This window comes from Halorussus caseinilyticus (assembly GCF_029338395.1).
Taxonomy (GTDB): Archaea; Halobacteriota; Halobacteria; order Halobacteriales; family Haladaptataceae; genus Halorussus; species Halorussus caseinilyticus.
Map to the genome: position 1 here is coordinate 776,187 of NZ_CP119809.1, position 16,577 is coordinate 792,763.

General features: G+C 68.2%; 13 protein-coding genes and 1 pseudogene. 10 read left to right on the forward strand and 4 right to left on the reverse strand.

Annotated features, from left to right (window positions below):
* The 6 genes and pseudogenes from dapB to P2T60_RS04065 all read left to right on the forward strand — a co-directional run bounded on the left by dapB (position 1) and on the right by P2T60_RS04065 (position 6,359).
* A pseudogene (gene dapB, locus P2T60_RS04040) lies at positions 1 to 839 on the forward strand (4-hydroxy-tetrahydrodipicolinate reductase).
* Complete coding sequence (locus tag P2T60_RS04045) at positions 836 to 1,669, forward strand: 2,3,4,5-tetrahydropyridine-2,6-dicarboxylate N-succinyltransferase (protein WP_276281276.1); 834 nt, start codon at positions 836 to 838, stop codon at positions 1,667 to 1,669. Before dapB ends, P2T60_RS04045 begins: the two are co-directional and overlap by 4 nt.
* The gene (gene lysA / locus P2T60_RS04050; protein WP_276281277.1) at positions 1,666 to 2,925 is read left to right on the forward strand and encodes a diaminopimelate decarboxylase; all 1,260 of its coding nucleotides are present in this window, start codon (positions 1,666 to 1,668) and stop codon (positions 2,923 to 2,925) included. Before P2T60_RS04045 ends, lysA begins: the two co-directional genes overlap by 4 nt.
* On the forward strand, positions 2,922 to 3,824 hold the full coding sequence (gene dapF / locus P2T60_RS04055) for a diaminopimelate epimerase (RefSeq protein ID WP_276281278.1): 903 nt from the start codon (positions 2,922 to 2,924) through the stop codon (positions 3,822 to 3,824). Before lysA ends, dapF begins: the two co-directional genes overlap by 4 nt.
* Complete coding sequence (locus tag P2T60_RS04060) at positions 3,821 to 4,930, forward strand: M20 family metallopeptidase (protein WP_276281279.1); 1,110 nt, start codon at positions 3,821 to 3,823, stop codon at positions 4,928 to 4,930. The genes dapF and P2T60_RS04060 overlap by 4 nt, the downstream gene beginning before the upstream one ends.
* A gap of 391 nt (positions 4,931 to 5,321) precedes the next feature.
* Entirely contained in the window at positions 5,322 to 6,359 is a 1,038-nt protein-coding gene (locus P2T60_RS04065; RefSeq protein ID WP_276281280.1) for a hypothetical protein, read from the forward strand.
* Between the two features lie 24 nt (positions 6,360 to 6,383).
* Here the strand turns inward: P2T60_RS04065 and P2T60_RS04070 are convergent, their stop codons facing one another.
* The 3 genes from P2T60_RS04070 to purB all read right to left on the reverse strand — a co-directional run bounded on the left by P2T60_RS04070 (position 6,384) and on the right by purB (position 8,784).
* Positions 6,384 to 6,824 carry a DUF7979 domain-containing protein gene (locus P2T60_RS04070; protein WP_276281281.1) on the reverse strand — a complete coding sequence of 147 codons (441 nt, stop codon included), beginning with the start codon at positions 6,822 to 6,824 and terminating at the stop codon, positions 6,384 to 6,386.
* A 44-nt stretch (positions 6,825 to 6,868) separates the two neighbouring features.
* Positions 6,869 to 7,309 carry a DUF7979 domain-containing protein gene (locus P2T60_RS04075; protein WP_276281282.1) on the reverse strand — a complete coding sequence of 147 codons (441 nt, stop codon included), beginning with the start codon at positions 7,307 to 7,309 and terminating at the stop codon, positions 6,869 to 6,871.
* 89 nt (positions 7,310 to 7,398) lie between these two features.
* Entirely contained in the window at positions 7,399 to 8,784 is a 1,386-nt protein-coding gene (purB, locus tag P2T60_RS04080) for an adenylosuccinate lyase (protein WP_276281283.1), read from the reverse strand.
* A gap of 167 nt (positions 8,785 to 8,951) precedes the next feature.
* Here purB and purH point away from each other — a divergent pair, with 167 nt between their 5' ends.
* The 4 genes from purH to folP all read left to right on the forward strand — a co-directional run bounded on the left by purH (position 8,952) and on the right by folP (position 14,819).
* A complete protein-coding gene (gene purH, locus P2T60_RS04085) occupies positions 8,952 to 10,577 on the forward strand; it encodes a bifunctional phosphoribosylaminoimidazolecarboxamide formyltransferase/IMP cyclohydrolase (protein WP_276281284.1) in 1,626 nt (541 codons plus the stop codon).
* Positions 10,578 to 10,756: 179 nt separating this feature from the next.
* Complete coding sequence (locus tag P2T60_RS04090) at positions 10,757 to 11,146, forward strand: hypothetical protein (RefSeq protein WP_276281285.1); 390 nt, start codon at positions 10,757 to 10,759, stop codon at positions 11,144 to 11,146.
* A gap of 212 nt (positions 11,147 to 11,358) precedes the next feature.
* Positions 11,359 to 11,874, forward strand: coding sequence for an SHOCT domain-containing protein (locus P2T60_RS04095; RefSeq protein WP_276281286.1), 516 nt, complete (start codon positions 11,359 to 11,361; stop codon positions 11,872 to 11,874).
* 464 nt (positions 11,875 to 12,338) lie between these two features.
* Positions 12,339 to 14,819 (forward strand): dihydropteroate synthase, encoded by a 2,481-nt coding sequence (gene folP / locus P2T60_RS04100; protein WP_276281287.1) that lies wholly within the window; start codon positions 12,339 to 12,341, stop codon positions 14,817 to 14,819.
* A gap of 28 nt (positions 14,820 to 14,847) precedes the next feature.
* On the opposite strand, the gene P2T60_RS04105 is transcribed toward folP, so the two are convergent.
* Positions 14,848 to 15,981, reverse strand: coding sequence for a glycosyltransferase family 4 protein (locus P2T60_RS04105; RefSeq protein ID WP_276281288.1), 1,134 nt, complete (start codon positions 15,979 to 15,981; stop codon positions 14,848 to 14,850).
* Positions 15,982 to 16,577: the final 596 nt, after the last annotated feature.

The window sequence follows — 16,577 nt, forward strand, 5'->3', positions numbered from 1 at the left end:
ATGAGCGTAGCTATCGCAGTAACCGGCGCGACCGGTCGGATGGGTCAGGCAGTCCTCGCGGCCGCGAGCGAACGCGAGGACGTGACCGTCGCGCTCGCAGTCAACCGCGACCCCGACCCTTCCGGGGCGGAGTCGGCCGACGGAGACGCCGACAGGTCGGCGTCGGTCGCGGGCGTCCCGGTCGAACCGGCCTGCGAGTTCGACCGACTGCTCGCCGAACGCGACCCCGATGCCGTCGTGGACTTCACAGGTCCCGCGAGCAGTCAGAACTACGTCGCAGTCGCGGCCGAGGCCGGAGTCGCAAGCGTGGTGGGAACGACCGGATTCGACGACGAGGGCGAGCAGGCGCTCCGGGAACTCGCCGAGTACGCGCCCGTCCTGAAGGCCTCGAACTTCGGCCGCGGCGTCCACGCCCTGCTGTCGGCGGTCGAGTCCGCGGTCGCCGACCTGCCGGGCTACGACGTAGAGATTACCGAGACCCACCACAACCGCAAACGCGACGCCCCGAGCGGGACCGCCAAGACGATTCTGGAGACCGTAGAGGACGCGCGCGCCGACTCCGGCGCGCGCGTCCACGGCCGAGAAGGAGAAGCCCCCGCGAAGCGGGAGAAATCGGCGTCCACGCCCGCCGTGCGGGGGCCATCACCGGCGAACACGAAGTCCTGCTGGCTGGCAACCACGAGGAGGTCCGACTCACCCACCGCGCCGAGGACCGCGGCGTCTTCGCCGAGGGAGCAGTGGACGCGGCGGTTTGGCTCGCAGGCCGGGACCCCGGCTGGTACGACTTCGCGGACGTAGTGGCAGGGCAAGAAGCAATCGAAGGGAGTGACCGACGATGAGTCTGGAATCCGACATCGAAGACCTGTGGCACCGATACGACGACGGCGACCTCTCGGCCGACTCTGCAAGCCGCGAGGAACTCGACGCGCTCGAGGACTTCCTCGACGCACTCGAAACCGGCGAGGTCCGGGCGGCCGAGAAGCGAGACGGCGCGTGGCAGTCCAACGAGTGGGTCAAGCGGGGCATCCTGCTGAACTTCGGCCTGCGCGAGATTTCGGGGCGGGAGTACGGCGACGTGACCTACCACGACGTGTTACCCCTGCGCGAGACCGGTGACTTGCCGACTCGCGGCACCCGCAACACTCCCGACGGGACGGTCCTGCGGCGCGGGGCCTACGTCGGCAGTGATTGCATCCTGATGAGTCCGAGTTTCGTCAACGTCGGCGCGCACGTCGGCGACGGAACCCTCGTGGACTCCTGTGACACCGTGGGGTCGTGCGCCCAAATCGGCGCGGACGTGAAGTTGGGCGCGAACACCCTCGTCGGCGGCGTCCTCGAACCGGTCGAAGACGCGCCGGTCGTCGTAGAAGACGGGGCCTCGCTCGGCGCGGGGTGTCGCGTCACCTCGGGGTTCGTCGTGGGCGAGAACTCCGTGGTCGCCGAGAACACCCTTCTCACGCCCCGGATTCCGGTCTACGACCTCGTAGAGGAGGAAGTCGTCTACGGCCACCTCCCGCCAGAGCGCCGGGCGTTCACCCGGTTCGTGGAGTCGTCGGTCGGCGACCACGACCTGTTCGAGGGCGGGGCCTACAAGCCCGCGGTCGTGGCGATGGACGTGGAGGAGACCACCCTCGAAGGCGTCGAACGCGAGGAGGCCCTGCGAGAATGAACGCCACGAAGACCCGTAACCCGCCGATTCGACGCCTCGACGACTGGTCGGCCGACCGACTCCGGGACGTGGCCGACGAGTACGGGACGCCGGTGTACGCCCTCGATTTGACCCGCGTTCGGGAGAACTACCGCCGGATGGCCGAGGCGTTCCCCGACGCCGACGTGTACTACGCCGCGAAAGCCAACACCGCCCGGCCGGTCGTGCGCGCGCTCGCGGACGAGGGCGCGGGCGTCGAGTGTGCGTCTGCGGGTGAACTCGCGCGAACCCTCGACGCGGGCGTCGAGGGTTCGCGCGTCCACTACACCGCGGTCAACCCGCCAGCGCGCGATTTGGACGTGGCGGTCGGACTCGCCGACGAACACCCGGACCTGACGATTACGGCGGGCGCGGCCGACACCCTCGACAGACTCGCCGAACGCGGGTACGACGGCCGGGTGTGCCTGCGAGTCAATCCCGGCGTGGGCGCGGGCCACCACGAAAAGGTGGCGACCGGCGCGGACGCCAAGTTCGGCGTGCCCTACGACCGGGCGGGCGACCTGTCTGAGGACGCCGCGGGCGACTTCGAGGTGGTCGGTCTCCACGCCCACGCCGGAAGCGGCATCTCGGGCGAGGACCTCTCGGCCCACCGGGAACTCGTCTCGCGGATGGGCGAGTTGGCGCGCGAAGTCGCCGACCGCGGCGTGGACCTCGACTTCGTGGACGTGGGCGGTGGCTTCGGGGTCCCCTACCGGCCGGACGACGACCCCCTCGACGTGCAAGCGGTCGCCGAGGCGACCCGCGAGGCGTTGGGCGAGGTCGAGGCGACCCTCGCGGTCGAACCCGGCCGCTACCTCGTCGCCGACGCCGGGGTCCTGCTGACCGAGGTCAACACGGTCAAGGAAGTTCCGGAGGGCGTCGCGGTCGGCGTCAGCGCGGGAATGACCGCCCTCGCCCGGCCCGCAATCTACGACGCCCACCACGAACTCCGGAGTCTGGCCCCCGACGCCGAGAGTCGCCCGGTCCGCGAGGTGTCGGTCGCCGGGCCGGTGTGCGAGAGCGCCGACACCTTCGGCGACCACTGGTTGCCCGACCCCGAGCGCGGCGACCTGCTGGCGGTCGGCAACGCCGGGGCCTACGGCTACGAGATGGCGAGTCAGTACAACTCCCGCCCGCGTCCGGCGTCGGTCGTCCTCGAAGACGACTCGGCGCGCGTGGCGCGACGGCGCGAGACGATTGCGGACGTGACGGCGGTCGAACCGGAGGACGAACCATGAGCATCGAGTACGAGAAGTTTCACGGCAGTGGCAACGATTTCGTAGTAGTAGACGCGAGCGAGTACGTTCCCGACAGGCGGGCGTTCGCTCGGGAAGTGTGCGACCGGGGCGACGGGGTGAGTACCGACGGCGGCGAAGCGACCGGCGCGACCCGCGAGTCGGTCGGGGCCGACGGGACGCTGTTTCTGGCGCTCGAAGACCAGTTCTCGCCGCCGCGTGCGGTGATGACGCTGGTCCAACCCGACGGTTCGACCGCGGAGATGTGCGGTAACGGCGCTCGGTGCGCCGCGAAGTGGGCCGCCGAGCGGACCGGCGCGGACGAAATCATGCTCGACACGCAGGCGGGCACGCGCCGGGCGGAAGTCCGCGACGACGGCGTGACCATCGAGATGGGCGAACCGTCGTTCGCGCCGGGGTGCGTGCCCCTCGCGTCCGACTACGACGAACCGCTGGTACAGGAGTCGGTCGCGGGTATCGAAGTGACCGCGGTGAACACCGGCGTCCCCCACGCCGTCGCGTTCGTCGAGGACGTGGCCGAGGTGGACCTCGAAGCGGTCGCTCCCGAAATTCGGCACGCCGACGCCTTCCCCGAGGGCGCGAACGTCACGTTCGCGTCCCCTCGGAGCGAGCGAGAGGGCGACGGAGGCTTCGACCAGCGGACCTTCGAGCGCGGCGTCGAGGGCGAGACCCGAGCGTGCGGCACCGGAGCGGTCGCAATCGCGGTGGTCGCGCGACGACTCGGCCGACTCGACGCTGACGACGTGGCGGTCTTCCCCCCGGGCGGCCGACTCGACGTGTCGTACCAAGGCGGCCGGGCGACCCTGACGGGTCCGGCCGAACGCGAGTTCGAGGGCGAGGTGGCTTCGACACCCGGACCTCGACAGGTCCGCGAGGCATGAGCTTCGACCCCATCGACTTCCTCGAACGCGCGGTCCGGACTCCCTCCCACGAGGACGTGACCGCGATGCGCGACCTGTTGGTCGAGACGCTCGAAAGCGCGGACGCCGACGTGTCGGTGTCGGTGGACGACGCCGGGAACACGCTGGCAGTGCGCGAGTCGGGCCGCGAGGGACCCCACGTCGTCCTGAACACCCACATCGACACCGTGCCGCCCCACGTCTCCTTCTCGCGGGAGGGCCGCGGGACCGACGACGACACCATCCGCGGCCGGGGGTCCTGCGACGCGAAGGGACCGCTGGCGGCGATGCTCGCGGCGTTTCTCGGCGCGCGGGTCGAACGCGGCCGGGTGACGCTCGCGGTCACGCCCGACGAGGAGACGAACTCGACGGGGGCCGCGGCGCTCGACTTCGACCCCGAACCCGACGCGGTTATCGTGGGCGAACCCACGGAACTCGACGTGTGCAACGCCGCCAAGGGTCGGTTTCAGGCCACGGTCACAGTACGGGGCGCGAACGCTCACGCCGCCGAACCGCAGGCGGGGGTCAACGCGGTCCGGGCGGCCGGGGACCTGCTCGCGGCGCTCGACTCGTTCGACGACCGGGCGGACCGCCCGGAGTCGAGCGATGCGCTCGGGGCGGCCACGCTGACGCCGACGACCATCGAGGGCGGCACCGCCACGAATCAGGTGCCCGCGACGTGTTCGTTCGTCGTGGACCGCCGGAGCGTCCCGCCGGAGTCCGCCGAGGGCTTCCGGTCGGCGCTGGAGGACCATCTCCAAGCCCGCGTCTCGACCGAGCGACCCGTCGAGGTGTCGGTGGCGCTGGCCGACCGGACGACGCCGTTTCTGGCGGCGTTCGAGACGCCGACCGACTCCCGACTGGTCGAGACGCTCCGGGCGGCCAGCGACGGGGCGGTCCGACCGTTCGGTGCCGCGACCGAGGCGTCGTACTTCGCGGAGGTGGCCCCGACGGTGGTGTTCGGGCCGGGGTCGCTGGCCGACGACGAGGGCGCGGTGGCCCACGCGCCGCGCGAGTACGTTCGCACCGCGGACGTGACTCGCGCGGCCGACGCCATCGAGACGGCGCTGGCGGACCTTCTAGAGTAAGGCTCGAACGTGTTTCGGCAGGATTCGAACGTCTCTTAGGAATCCAAATACGCCTTAGACACATCTGTAGATAGTTTTAAACTAGCTATAAATGGTCGAAGATGCCCGGGCGTGCGGGCGTGACCGCGGTGCGGTCACGCCCATCAGGAGGGTGGCCGTGACGAACGCAGTGAGTCACGGTGTAGTGCGGTCGTGGTGTAGTGTGGTCGTGGTGTAGTGCGGTCGTGGTGTAGTGCGGTCGTGATTCGGCCGGGTCCGATTGGTTCGAACGATAGCGCTCCGCTTCCGCCCCCTCGCCCACCGTGGGTTTCGACCCCGCTACCTCCGAAGAATTAACAACAACTAGAGTAGTTAATTATAAGTTTTACAGGTGCAAAAATTGCCTTGAATCATGTCAGACGATTCGTCCAGCTCGAACCGCACCGACCGACGAACGTTCCTGCGCGCGACCGGGGTAGCCCTCGGAGCCGCGACGATTCCCGCGGCGGCGAGCGCCCGCGGTCCCGCCGAAAGCGACGCCCACGTCGCCAAGGCCGACTTCTCGAACGGCATCTCGGCCGACCGCATCCGGGAGATTCGCCAGTCCGCGCTCGCGGAGTACAACGCCCGCGGCGGCGACCTCGACGTGACGCCGGTCGTCTCGGACCCCGACCCCGAGGACGGCACCGTCGTCTCGTACGCCTACAAACTCGACCAGAACGGCGTTCCCCACCAGTACACCGGTATCGCGGGTGACGCCGGGTCCGCTGGCCGACTCCACGGCAAGGCCGCCGACCGCGCCCGCGCGTTCGACCGGACTTCGACAGTGAGTACCGACGACGTGACCACCCAGTCCTCGTGGGACAACATCCTCCACGACGAGGCCGACTACTGTTCGGACCCGTACGGTTGCGTCACCAACAACCTCGACCTCAAGCAGTTGGGGAGCGACGGCGACTCGACCCAAGACGCCTACGCCGTCAAGCACTTCTTCGTGATGGAACCGGGCATCCAGAAGTACGGTTCCGACTGGGTGAACCACGTCGGCGAACCCAAACACGACTGGAGTCAGAACGACATGGGCAACGCCGACCTCAACGAGTACGACCCGCTGGGCACTCACGACGGTAGCCAGAGCATCAAGGTCTCGGTCGGCACCAGCGGTGCGGACCTCGGGTGGAGTTACACCCAACCGGCGGTCACGACCATCGACAACTCCAGTCCCAGCGGCAACTACGCGACGTGGGACGAGGAGTTCAACAGCGACGACGCCCGCCAGAACACCAACGGCATGAAGCCCGGCAGTTCCTGCTGGATAGACCAAGAGGCCGCCGGTAGCGGCCAGTACGACCTGATGGACCTCGTCTCGAAGGGGACGTTCTATCAGGGCGGGTGGACCTCCGACACCTACTACCTCAAGCACACCTTCAACGTCAAGGTCAACTACTGACGACGCGCGCCCGCCGCGAGCGGACTACAACCGCACCCAGTACACCGGCCGGTCGGGAAACTGGCGTCGGCGGACCGCCTCCGACGTGAGCGCGAACCCGACCGAACCCATTCCTATCGACGCCTTCCCGAACGTCGTCCGCCAGTTGAAGAACATCCGCCGGGTCAGGACGTAGTACGTGTCGTCCTTGTCCACGCCCAACTTCCCCATCTTCTCGCGCTTGCCCGGCAGTTGGTCGGCGCGCCGGACCGCGACCGCCTCGCCCGCGATTGCCCGGTCCACGATTTCCTTCTGGCGGCCGTCGAGTTCCTCGTACCGGCTGAACTCGTGGAGTTCCGGGGCTTGGCCCGTCACCGTATCGACCCTCTTCACCTCGTACTCGTACGCGCCGATGCCCGCCACGAACGCGCCGACGACGAGACAGAACCCGACGAACAGCATGAGAAACTGGAGGCTCTTTCCCATAGCCGAACCTATCCGGACTGTCACAAGTCGTTTTCCCCGCGGCGTCACCGCGCGGTCCAGAACGGCGTCCGATGCGGGAAGTGGTGTCGCCGGATGGCTTCGCTGATTGCCGCGACGCCCGCGAGAGCCATCCCGACTGCGCTCGCGCCGAACGTCGTCCGCCAGTTGAAGAAGACCCGGCGAGTCAGCAGGTGGAGTTCGCCGTCGCGTTCGACCGCGATTTTCCCCTTCGTCTTGCGCGGTCCGGGCAGGTCGCTCGGGTCGCGGAAGACGAGTCGTTCGCCCGCGACGGCCCGGTCCACGGTGCGCTGGTCGCGGTCGGACAGCGAGTCGTAGGAGACCAGCGTCTCCGCGTCGTCGGGAACCGCGTCGGTGGTTCCGAGCGACGTGACCTCGTACTCGAACGCGCCGACGCCGACCACGACTGCGCCGGTCAGGAGGAAGACGCCCGCGAAGAAGAGCGCGAAGTGAACGCTGTCGGTCATGCTTCCGAAGTACGCGCGTGCTTATATATCGTTTTCGCCGGGGGAGGATTCCGGCGGTCCGATACACCGAGCGTCCACCCGCGATTTCGCTACTCGTCGTCCAGCGCGTCCACCATCCCGCCCGCGACGCCCGTGTACCCGGCGGGCGTCAGGGCCAGCAGTTCCTCGCGGGTCCTCTCGTCAACGTCCAAGTCCGCGAAGAGGTCACGGAAGTCCTCCAAGGTCACGCGCCGACCCCGCGTCAGGTCCTTGACTCGCTCGTAGGCGTCGTCGTGGCCCTCCCGCCGGAGGATGGTCTGGACCGCCTCGCCGATGATTTCGGGGGTCGCGTCGAGGTCGTCGCGCATGACCTGCTCGTTGGGCACCACCTTGCCGAGTCCGGCCCGTAGCTTGACGTACCCGAGCAGACAGTAGGCGAACGCCGCGCCGACGTTTCGCTTGACGGTGGAGTCCGAGAGGTCCCGCTGGAGGCGCGAGGAGGTCACGTAGTCGCCCAGAAACACGAGGTCGGCGTTCGCCTTCGAGAGGTTGCCCTCGCTGTTCTCGAAGTCGATGGGGTTGACCTTGTGTGGCATCGTGGACGAACCCGTCTCGCCCTCGGTGGCTTCCTGCCCCAGATACCGGTCGCTGACGTAGCGCCACGCGTCCCGGTCCAAGTCCAGCAGGACGTTGTTCGCGCCGCGCAGGGCGTCGAACAGTTCCGCGAGGTCGTCGCAGGGGTTGACCTGCGTGGTCAGCGGGGCCTGTTCGAGACCGAGGTCCGACACGAACTCGCGGGCGAACGCTCGCCAGTCTACGTCGGGGTAGGCCGCGACGTGGGCGGCGTAGGTGCCCGACGCGCCCGCCAACTTGCCCTGTAGTCCGTCGCGGGCGTCCTTGACCCGGCCAATCGCGCGGCCGAGTCGGGAGGCGAAGACGGCCATCTCCTTGCCGAAGGTCGTGGGGGTCGCCGGTTGGCCGTGGGTGCGCGCGAGCATGGGCACGTCCGCGTACTCGCGGGCGAGGTCCGCGAGCGCGCCCCGGACCTCGCGGAGTTCCGGCAGAAGCACGTCTTCGACCGCGCCGTTCACCAGCAGTCGGTAGGCGAGGTTGTTCACGTCCTCGCTGGTCAGCGCGAAGTGAATCCACGACGAGGCCGCCTGTGCGCTCTCGGGCAGGTTCTCGCGCACGAAGTACTCGACGGCTTTCACGTCGTGGTTGGTCGCGGCGTAGTCGCGGTACCCCTCGGTCTCGATTCGCTTGACGAGTTCGGCGTCCTCGGCGTCGAACTCCTCGTAGAGCGCCCGGAGAGCGTCGCGCTCGCCGTCGCCCAGTTCCAGCGGGGTCGCGTCGAGGTCCGCCAGCGCGAGCAGGTACTCTACTTCGACCTGCACGCGGGCGCGCATGAGCGCGGCCTCGCTCGCGTACTCGCGCAGGGGTTCGGTTCGACCGGCGTACCGTCCGTCGAGCGGCGAGACGGCGTAGAGGGAGTTCATGCCCGAATCTGGCCGGGCGCGGGGCAAAAGCGTGTCGGTCGAAGTCGTCATAGTCGTGCATACAAGCAGGGGTGAAGCGACTATACTGGCGAAAAGTATGCTCGTTCTTGCACACATGCTCGGTCGAGACCGCAATGCCTTTTTCCTCCGCTGGCGGGGATTCGAACATGACTCGAATCGCGGGACTCGCCAGCAATCGCGGACGGAACCTGATGCACATGGCCGACCGGTCGCCCGGCGGCGCAGAACTCGGCGTGGTGCTGACCAACGACGCCGACGCGCCCGTACTGGAGAGCGCCCGGAAGCGCGGTATCCCGACGGAAGTCGTGGAACGCGACGAGGGCGAGAGCCGACGAGACCACGAACAGCGAGTCGTCGCGGCCCTCGCGGAGTACGACTTCGACCTCGTGTGTCTCGACGGCTACATGCGCATCCTCTCTGAGACGTTCCTCGCCGAGACGCCGACGACGCTGAACGTCCACCCCTCGCTGTTGCCGTCGTTCCCCGGCGTGGACGCCCACCGGCAGGTGCTGGACGCGGGCGTGAAGACCACGGGTTGCACGGTCCACGTCGTCACCGACGCCACCGACGAGGCGGGCGAGGTCGTAGAGAGCGAGGTGGACGCCGGACCGGTCGTGACCCAAGAGCCGATTCCGGTCTACGACGGCGACGACGAGAGCGACCTGAAAGAGCGCGTCCTCTACGAGGGCGAATTCAAAGCCTACCCGCGCGCAGTCCGGTGGTTCGCCGAGGGTCGCGTCGAGGTGGCCGACGACCGGAGCGAGGTCCGCGTCTCGGGCGACGAGGGCGGCGAGTTCCCGGCCCGGCGAGTCGAGACGGCCGACCGCGCGGCCGACCTCCGGTACGGCGAGAACCCCCATCAGGGCGCCGCGCTCTACGGTGACGCGACCTGCGAGGAGGCCAGCGTCGTGGACGCCTCGCAGTTGAACGAGGGCGCGAAGGGGATGGGCTACAACAACTACAACGACGCCGACGCCGCGCTGAATCTGGTCAAGGAGTTCGACCGCCCGGCCGCGGCGGTCATCAAGCACACCAACCCGGCGGGATGCGCCACGGCCGAGACGCTGGCGGAGGCCTACGACCGGGCGCTCGCCACCGACCCCAAGAGCGCGTTCGGCGGCATCGTCGCGCTGAACCGCGAGTGCGACGAGACCACCGCCGAGCAGGTTATCGACTCGTTCAAGGAAGTCGTGGTCGCGCCGGGGTACACCGACGCGGCGCTCGATACCCTCTTCGAGAAGGACAACCTGCGCGTGCTGGACGTGGGAGACGAGGAGAGCTTCGGCGAGATTTCCGAGACGACGACCGAGAAGGACCTCGTTGGCGGGCGACTCGTCCAAGAGCGCGACCTGCAAGCGCCGACCCGCGACGAGTTGGAGGTCGTCACCCAGAACGAACCCACCGACGACCAGTACGAGTCCCTGCTGTTCGCGTGGCAGACCATCAAGCACGTCAAGTCCAACGCCATCCTGTTCGCCGACGGAACCGAGACGGTCGGCGTCGGCGCGGGACAGGTCTCGCGAGTGGACGCCGTGGAGATTGCGAAGATGAAGGCCGGGAAGGACGCCGAAGGCAAGTCCGCCGAGGGCGCGGTGATGGCCTCGGACGCCTTCTTCCCGTTCCCGGACGCCATCGAAGCGGCGGCCGAGGCGGGCATCGAAGCCGTGATTCAACCCGGCGGGTCGGTCAACGACGACGACGTAATCGAGGCCGCCGACGAACACGGGATAGCGATGGTCTTCACCGGAAGCAGGTGCTTCCGGCACGACTGAGCGCAAGCGAAGGAGTCGCCGGAAGTTCGTCGGCGTCTCCCGCGACGGCGGTGGCGCGCTCGGTCGGCGATAGCGAGCGAACTCCGGCGTCGTTCCGGGGTCGGCGACCGGCCCAGTGAACGGAAATTTTATCGCCGTCACGCTACTCGATTCCCGGCGTAGCAGTACCAGTCGAGTGTGTGAGGTCCGGGTTAGATTACGTCGCCGCCCAAGTAGACCACGACGGGGAGGTGTACGTCATCGACATCGGGCGGAACCGTATCCACTCGGCCCCGCTACTTCTGACTACATGGGACGACTCCACGTCAGTCGAAACCCGCTCGTTCGCCCACGCGGTCTTCGGACCGGAACACTTGGCCAAGTCGTACACTCCGGAGGAAAACGTTCGAGTCACCTACGACTTCGGTGCCGAACCGCCGGGCGAGACGGACCTCGGCGAGTGGTCGTCGGTGAGACTCTACGATGTCGGGCGTGAGTTCCGCGAGTACTACCGGGAAAACAGCGGCGACTTCTACACGCCCGCCGAGAATCCCGTCGAGACGATAACGACCGTCCTCGTCGAGAGATAGGACCCGGATATACGAGAAATCGTTTAAGAATTAAAATTATATTTCTAACATCACTGAATGATTTTCTAACCCGCATCTGTGTGTTCCTCGTGCGACTCGAAACCGCGACGAGGGACCGACCCGTTCCGAGTCACGCCACCGTGGGTCCGACTCCCGACGGTCGTCTCCCGGAAGACGAGAGTTGAAGTGCGACCGACGCCAATCCCCGGACGATGGGACTGTTAGGCGACGGGAGAGTCAGGGCGTTGCTCGCGGGGTTCGTTCTCTCGCTGTTCGCGCTTCTGGGCATCGCCGCGGTCGGTCTGCTGGCGGCGGTATCGGTGCTTGCCCAACCCACCCCGACGACGCCGTTCGTCGTCGCGCTGGTCGAAGCGGTGGCCCCGTACGTCGTCGCCGCCGTCGTCGTCGGCGGCGTCTCGTTCCTCTTGCTAGCGTGGCTGTCGGTCGCGGCGGTCCGCCGGGCGTCGATGCCCCGCGACGACCGCCTCGCGCGCCTCGCCCGACTGGTCGAACGCTACTCGTCGGAGGCCCGGCAGGTGGGTCTGGCCGACCACTTCGAACCCACCACCGACGACCGCATCGAGGAGTTGAAACGGCGCTACGTCGAGGGCGAACTCACCGAACTGGAGTACGAGCGCCGCTTGCAGGAGTTGATGGACGAGGAGGGCGTCAGCGACGAACGCGTCCGCCACGAGCGGAGTCGGACGGACTTCGAGTTCGAGCGGTGAGTTTTCAGGGAGGTGCGTCGGGCGAACTGTTCGTGAGTAGACGGCGGTCGGGGACCGACGACTGCGTGAGCTAATCAGAACCGCACAGCACCGTGACAGTATCGCACAGCACCGTGACAGTATCGCACAGCACCGTGACTGCAACTGCAACCGTCAACCGCACCGTAACCGCACCGTGACTGCAACTGCAACCGTCAACCGCACCGTGACTGCAACCGTCAACCGCACTATCGCCGACTCCGATGAAGACCGCCACCGCAACCGCACCGCGCCCCGTTCCTCCCCGCGTGCGTCTGCGCTCGCGGGGAACCGCGAGCGCGAGCGCAGACGCGGCGCATCCTGTCGGTGGGTCGGACGGGGGCGTCCCGTGGATTGGTGAGTCGAGACACTGAAACGACAGGTCTCGGCGTCCCCCGGCGTTCCGGTCCGACACGCTAAAGCACGCCGCGTCTGTTCACGCAGACATGGACTACCACGAGGCGGCGAACTTCCTGTTCGACCTGCGTCGGTTCCGCCCCAAACCGGGCACGGAATCGACCGCGGAGTTGCTCGCCCACCTCGGTGACCCCCACGAGGGGGTCGATTTCGTGCAGGTGGCCGGGTCGAACGGGAAGGGTTCGACGGCTAGAATGGCCGAGCGCGCCCTTCGGGAGACGGGGTTGGACGTGGGGTTGTACACCTCGCCGCACTTCGACGACGTGCGCGAGCGAGTCCGGGTCGGCGGGCGCAAGATTTCGAAGGCCGCGCTCTCGGAGTACGTCGAGTCGGTCCGGGAGTACGTCGAGGACCGGGCCGCCGACGGCGAGGCACCGACGTTCTTCGAGGTCATGACCGGTCTCGCGCTCTGGTACTTCGGGCGCGAGGGGGTGGACGTTGCGGTCCTCGAAGTCGGCATCGGCGGCCGGTACGACGCCACCAGCGTCGTCAACCCCGTCGCCAGCGCGGTCACGAGCGTCACCTTGGAACACACCGGCATCATCGGCGAGACCATCGAGGAAATCGCCCACGACAAGGCCCACGTCGCGCCCGACGACGCGCCGCTGGTCACCGCGACGACCGGCGAGGCGTTCGACAACGTTCGGGCCTGCGCCGGGGACGTACTCCGAGTCGGCACCGACGACCACGCGGACGACCCGCCGGACGTGCGCGTCGAGTACCGCGGCCGGACCAACCACACCGAGGCGGCCGTCTCGCTCGCCGGACCCGACTGGGAGGTCGAGACCGAGATTCCCCTGCTCGGCGAGTATCAGGCCCGGAACGCGGGCGTGGCGGCGGCGCTGGCCCGGCAGGTCGCGGCCCACCGCGACCTGCCGGAGTCGGCGCTGGACGCCGACGCACTCGCTCGCGGCCTCCGGAAGGCCGACTGGCCCGGCCGGTTCGAGGTGATGGGCCGGGACCCCGTGGTCGTCCTCGACGGGGCGCACAACCCCGGCGCGTGCGAGGCTCTGGCCGACACCCTCGCGGAGTTCGACGCCGAGACCGGCGACTTCCACCTCGTCTTCGGCGCGATGCACGACAAGGACCTCCGCGGGATGGCCGACGCTCTCCCGACGCCCGACCGAATGGTCGCCTGCCAACCGAACTTAGACCGCGCGGAGGACGAGGCGGTCGTCGCCCGAGCGTTCGAGGAGTCGGGCGCGGACGACGTTCGCACCCGGAACTCGGTCGAGGACGCGGTGGAGAACGCGCTTGAGGCCGCGGACGACGACGACCTCGTGGTCGTCACGGGGTCGCTGTTCGCCGTCGCGGAGGCCCGGACGCGCTGGACCCGGGCCGAGATTCCCAAGCGCATCGGAAATCTGGACGACGCGCGCGAGGCCTTGGAGGGCGCGGACGTGACCGACCCCGGCGTCTGGCGGATGCGCGGGAAGGCGGTCCACCGCGTCCTCAAGACCCGTGTGCAGGTCCGACAGGCCCGCTACCTCAAAGAGGAGATGCTGAGCCTCGGCGGGGAGTGTGCGCTCTCGGGGACCAACGAACAGGACGACCAGAACGTGGACGTGGTGTTGATGGGCACCCTCGCGCAGTTCAAGCGCCTCGCCGGGAAACTCGACGGCCAACCCTACGGCCTGTCGGTGTTCGCCGACGACGTGCGCGAGACGCTGGGCATCCAGACCGACCCCGACCGCCGGGGCTACCCGTGGGAGGACGGCACCGCGGTCATGGGCGTGTTGAACGTCACGCCCGACTCGTTCCACGACGGCGGCCGCTACGAGGCCGTCGAGGACGCGGTGGCCCGAGCCGAGGAGATGGTCGAGGCGGGCGCGGACATCGTAGACGTGGGCGGCGAGTCCACCCGCCCCGGCGCGGACGAGATTCCGGTCGAAGACGAAATCGACCGCGTGGTCCCGGTAATCGAGCGCATCGCCGACCTCGGCGCGATGGTCTCCATCGACACACGGAAGGCCGCAGTCGCCGAGGCCGCCCTCGACGCCGGGGCCGACATCCTGAACGACGTGTCGGGTCTCGAAGACCCCGAGATGCGATTCGTCGCGGCAGAGTACGACGCGCCAATCGTCGTGATGCACAGCGTCGACGCGCCCGTGGTCCCCGAGAGGGACGTTCACTACGACGACGTGGTGGAGGACGTGATAGACGAACTGGAGGAGAAGGTCCTGCTGGCCGAAAAAGCCGGACTCGACCGCGAGCAAATCATCGTGGACCCCGGTCTCGGCTTCGGGAAGCAATCGGCCGAGAGCTTCGAGTTGCTCGGCCGGACCGACGAGTTCCACGCGCTGGAGTGTCCCGTCCTCGTCGGCCACTCCCACAAGTCGATGTTCGGCCTGATTGGAGAGGACGACGACAGAACGGCCGCGACGGTGGCCGGGACCGCAATCGCGGCCGAACGCGGGGCCGACATCGTTCGGGTCCACGACGTTGCCGAGAACGTCGCCGCGGTGAACGCGGTGGAGGCCGCGGACGGGCCGGAGCGGTTCGAAGAATAGCGGGGCGACGCGACCGACCGCCTCGTTTTTACAGCAACACGACCAGAACCACCAGTAGCGCCACCACCAACACGACGCCGCCCGCGACGGCCGCGGGTTCGACCCAACTCATCCGCTCTTTCGCCTCGTCGTAGGCGGTCAGGTACTTGTCCAGCACCTGCTCGTCGTCGTAGTCCGCGAAGTTCTCGTTGTAGTCCATCGGGTCCATCTCGCTGGCGGTGAGGAGGGCGTCGGTGAGTTCCTGCTCGCTGGTCGTTCGGAAGGCGCGGTCCTGCTGTTCGACCAGTTCGTGGGCGCTCGACTCGACGTGGTACTCCACGACGCCCGCGCACCCGCACGCCAGTGCCCGGAGCAAGTCGGTCGGGAACGCCTCCCGGCGGGCGGTCTGGGCGTAGACGTGCGCGCCCTTGAACGCCGCGAGTCGGTTTTCGAGCGGTTGGTCGCCAGCGAACGACACCCGGTCGTCGATTCGCAGGTCCCGGACCTGCCGCTCGTACACCTCGCGCTCGGGACCGTCGCCGATGACGACGGCCGACCAGTCGTGGTCCCGGAGTTCGGCCAGCGCCAGAAGCAGGCTTTCGAGGTTGGCGTCGGCGTCGAGTCGCCGGGAGTAAACGATGTCGGCGACTTCGCGGGCCGGGGCCGCGCGGATTGCGTTCAGGTCGATGCCGTTGGGGACGACCCGGACCGCCTCGCCGTCCGCGCCGAGTTCCCGGACGCGAGTCCGGACGGTTTCGGAGGGCGTGAGAACGAGGTCCGGGACGCTCGCGGCGAGACGCCACCGCGGGTCGTCGGCGTCACCGGTGTCGGGCGACTCGTACCAGTCCACGACCAGCGGTGCCCGGAGGAAGAGACTGGCGACTTTCGCGGCGAGGACGTGTGTCGGGTCGGCGGCGGTGGCCTGAATCACGTCCGGGTCTACGGCCCGGAGGACTGCCGGGAGCGCGACGGCGAATCGGCCCTCGCCGGGCGCGTCGGTGACTGCCCGGTAGGTCACGCCGTCCTGTTCGAACGAGTCGTGGTCGCCGTCCCACCACTGCGCGCAACAGACAACCACGTCGTGGCCCCGGCCAGAGAGCGCCTCGGCAGTGCGCCGGATTCGTCGCGTTGCCCCCGTCCCGCGGTGTTGGGCCACCGTCTCCGAGACGAACGCGACGCGCATACGAAGCGCCACGAAGCGACCGACTAAAAACCCAACCTTTCTCGTCTCCGCGCTCGCCCGCCGCGCGCCAGCGTGACTCCCCCCGGTCCGGCGCGTGCGGGCGCGGCCCGCAAGTGGCCGCGCCCACCCGCGCGAGGTCGTCGGCGGTGTGCGCCGACTGCTCGGCAGACCGGATTGTCTGCCGGTGGACGACCGAACGAGCGCCGAAGGCGCGAGTGAGGGAGTCGGTTGGGGAGGGCGTGGCCCGCGGTGGCGGTGCGGGACGGGTGCGGTCTGATTGGTTCAAGCCTGAAGCTAGTGACTTTCTCGTCTCCCGTCCCTCGTCTCTCCGTCTCCCATCTCTCCCGTCCCTCGTCTCTCCGTCTCCCATCTCTCCCGTCCCTCGTCTCTCCGTCTCCCATCTCTCCCGTCCCTCGTCTCTCCGTCTCCCATCTCTCCCGTCCCTCGTCTCCCACCCCGCCGTCCCCAGTTTTCCCTCCACGCCCGCCGGTCCACGGACGAACTTCGCGCGTCGCCAGCAGACATAACCAAAGATACCCGAAAGACAACTATACAATCCTCTACAAAATCTACAGCTGTTTCAACAACACGTAAAT

Coding starts and splice junctions, on each gene's coding strand:
- P2T60_RS04045 (WP_276281276.1), top strand. CDS start 836: ATGAGTCTGGAATCCGACATCGAAGACCTGTGGCACCGATACGACGAC.
- lysA (WP_276281277.1), top strand. CDS start 1,666: ATGAACGCCACGAAGACCCGTAACCCGCCGATTCGACGCCTCGACGAC.
- dapF (WP_276281278.1), top strand. CDS start 2,922: ATGAGCATCGAGTACGAGAAGTTTCACGGCAGTGGCAACGATTTCGTA.
- P2T60_RS04060 (WP_276281279.1), top strand. CDS start 3,821: ATGAGCTTCGACCCCATCGACTTCCTCGAACGCGCGGTCCGGACTCCC.
- P2T60_RS04065 (WP_276281280.1), top strand. CDS start 5,322: ATGTCAGACGATTCGTCCAGCTCGAACCGCACCGACCGACGAACGTTC.
- P2T60_RS04070 (WP_276281281.1), bottom strand. CDS start 6,824: ATGGGAAAGAGCCTCCAGTTTCTCATGCTGTTCGTCGGGTTCTGTCTC.
- P2T60_RS04075 (WP_276281282.1), bottom strand. CDS start 7,309: ATGACCGACAGCGTTCACTTCGCGCTCTTCTTCGCGGGCGTCTTCCTC.
- purB (WP_276281283.1), bottom strand. CDS start 8,784: ATGAACTCCCTCTACGCCGTCTCGCCGCTCGACGGACGGTACGCCGGT.
- purH (WP_276281284.1), top strand. CDS start 8,952: ATGACTCGAATCGCGGGACTCGCCAGCAATCGCGGACGGAACCTGATG.
- P2T60_RS04095 (WP_276281286.1), top strand. CDS start 11,359: ATGGGACTGTTAGGCGACGGGAGAGTCAGGGCGTTGCTCGCGGGGTTC.
- folP (WP_276281287.1), top strand. CDS start 12,339: ATGGACTACCACGAGGCGGCGAACTTCCTGTTCGACCTGCGTCGGTTC.
- P2T60_RS04105 (WP_276281288.1), bottom strand. CDS start 15,981: ATGCGCGTCGCGTTCGTCTCGGAGACGGTGGCCCAACACCGCGGGACG.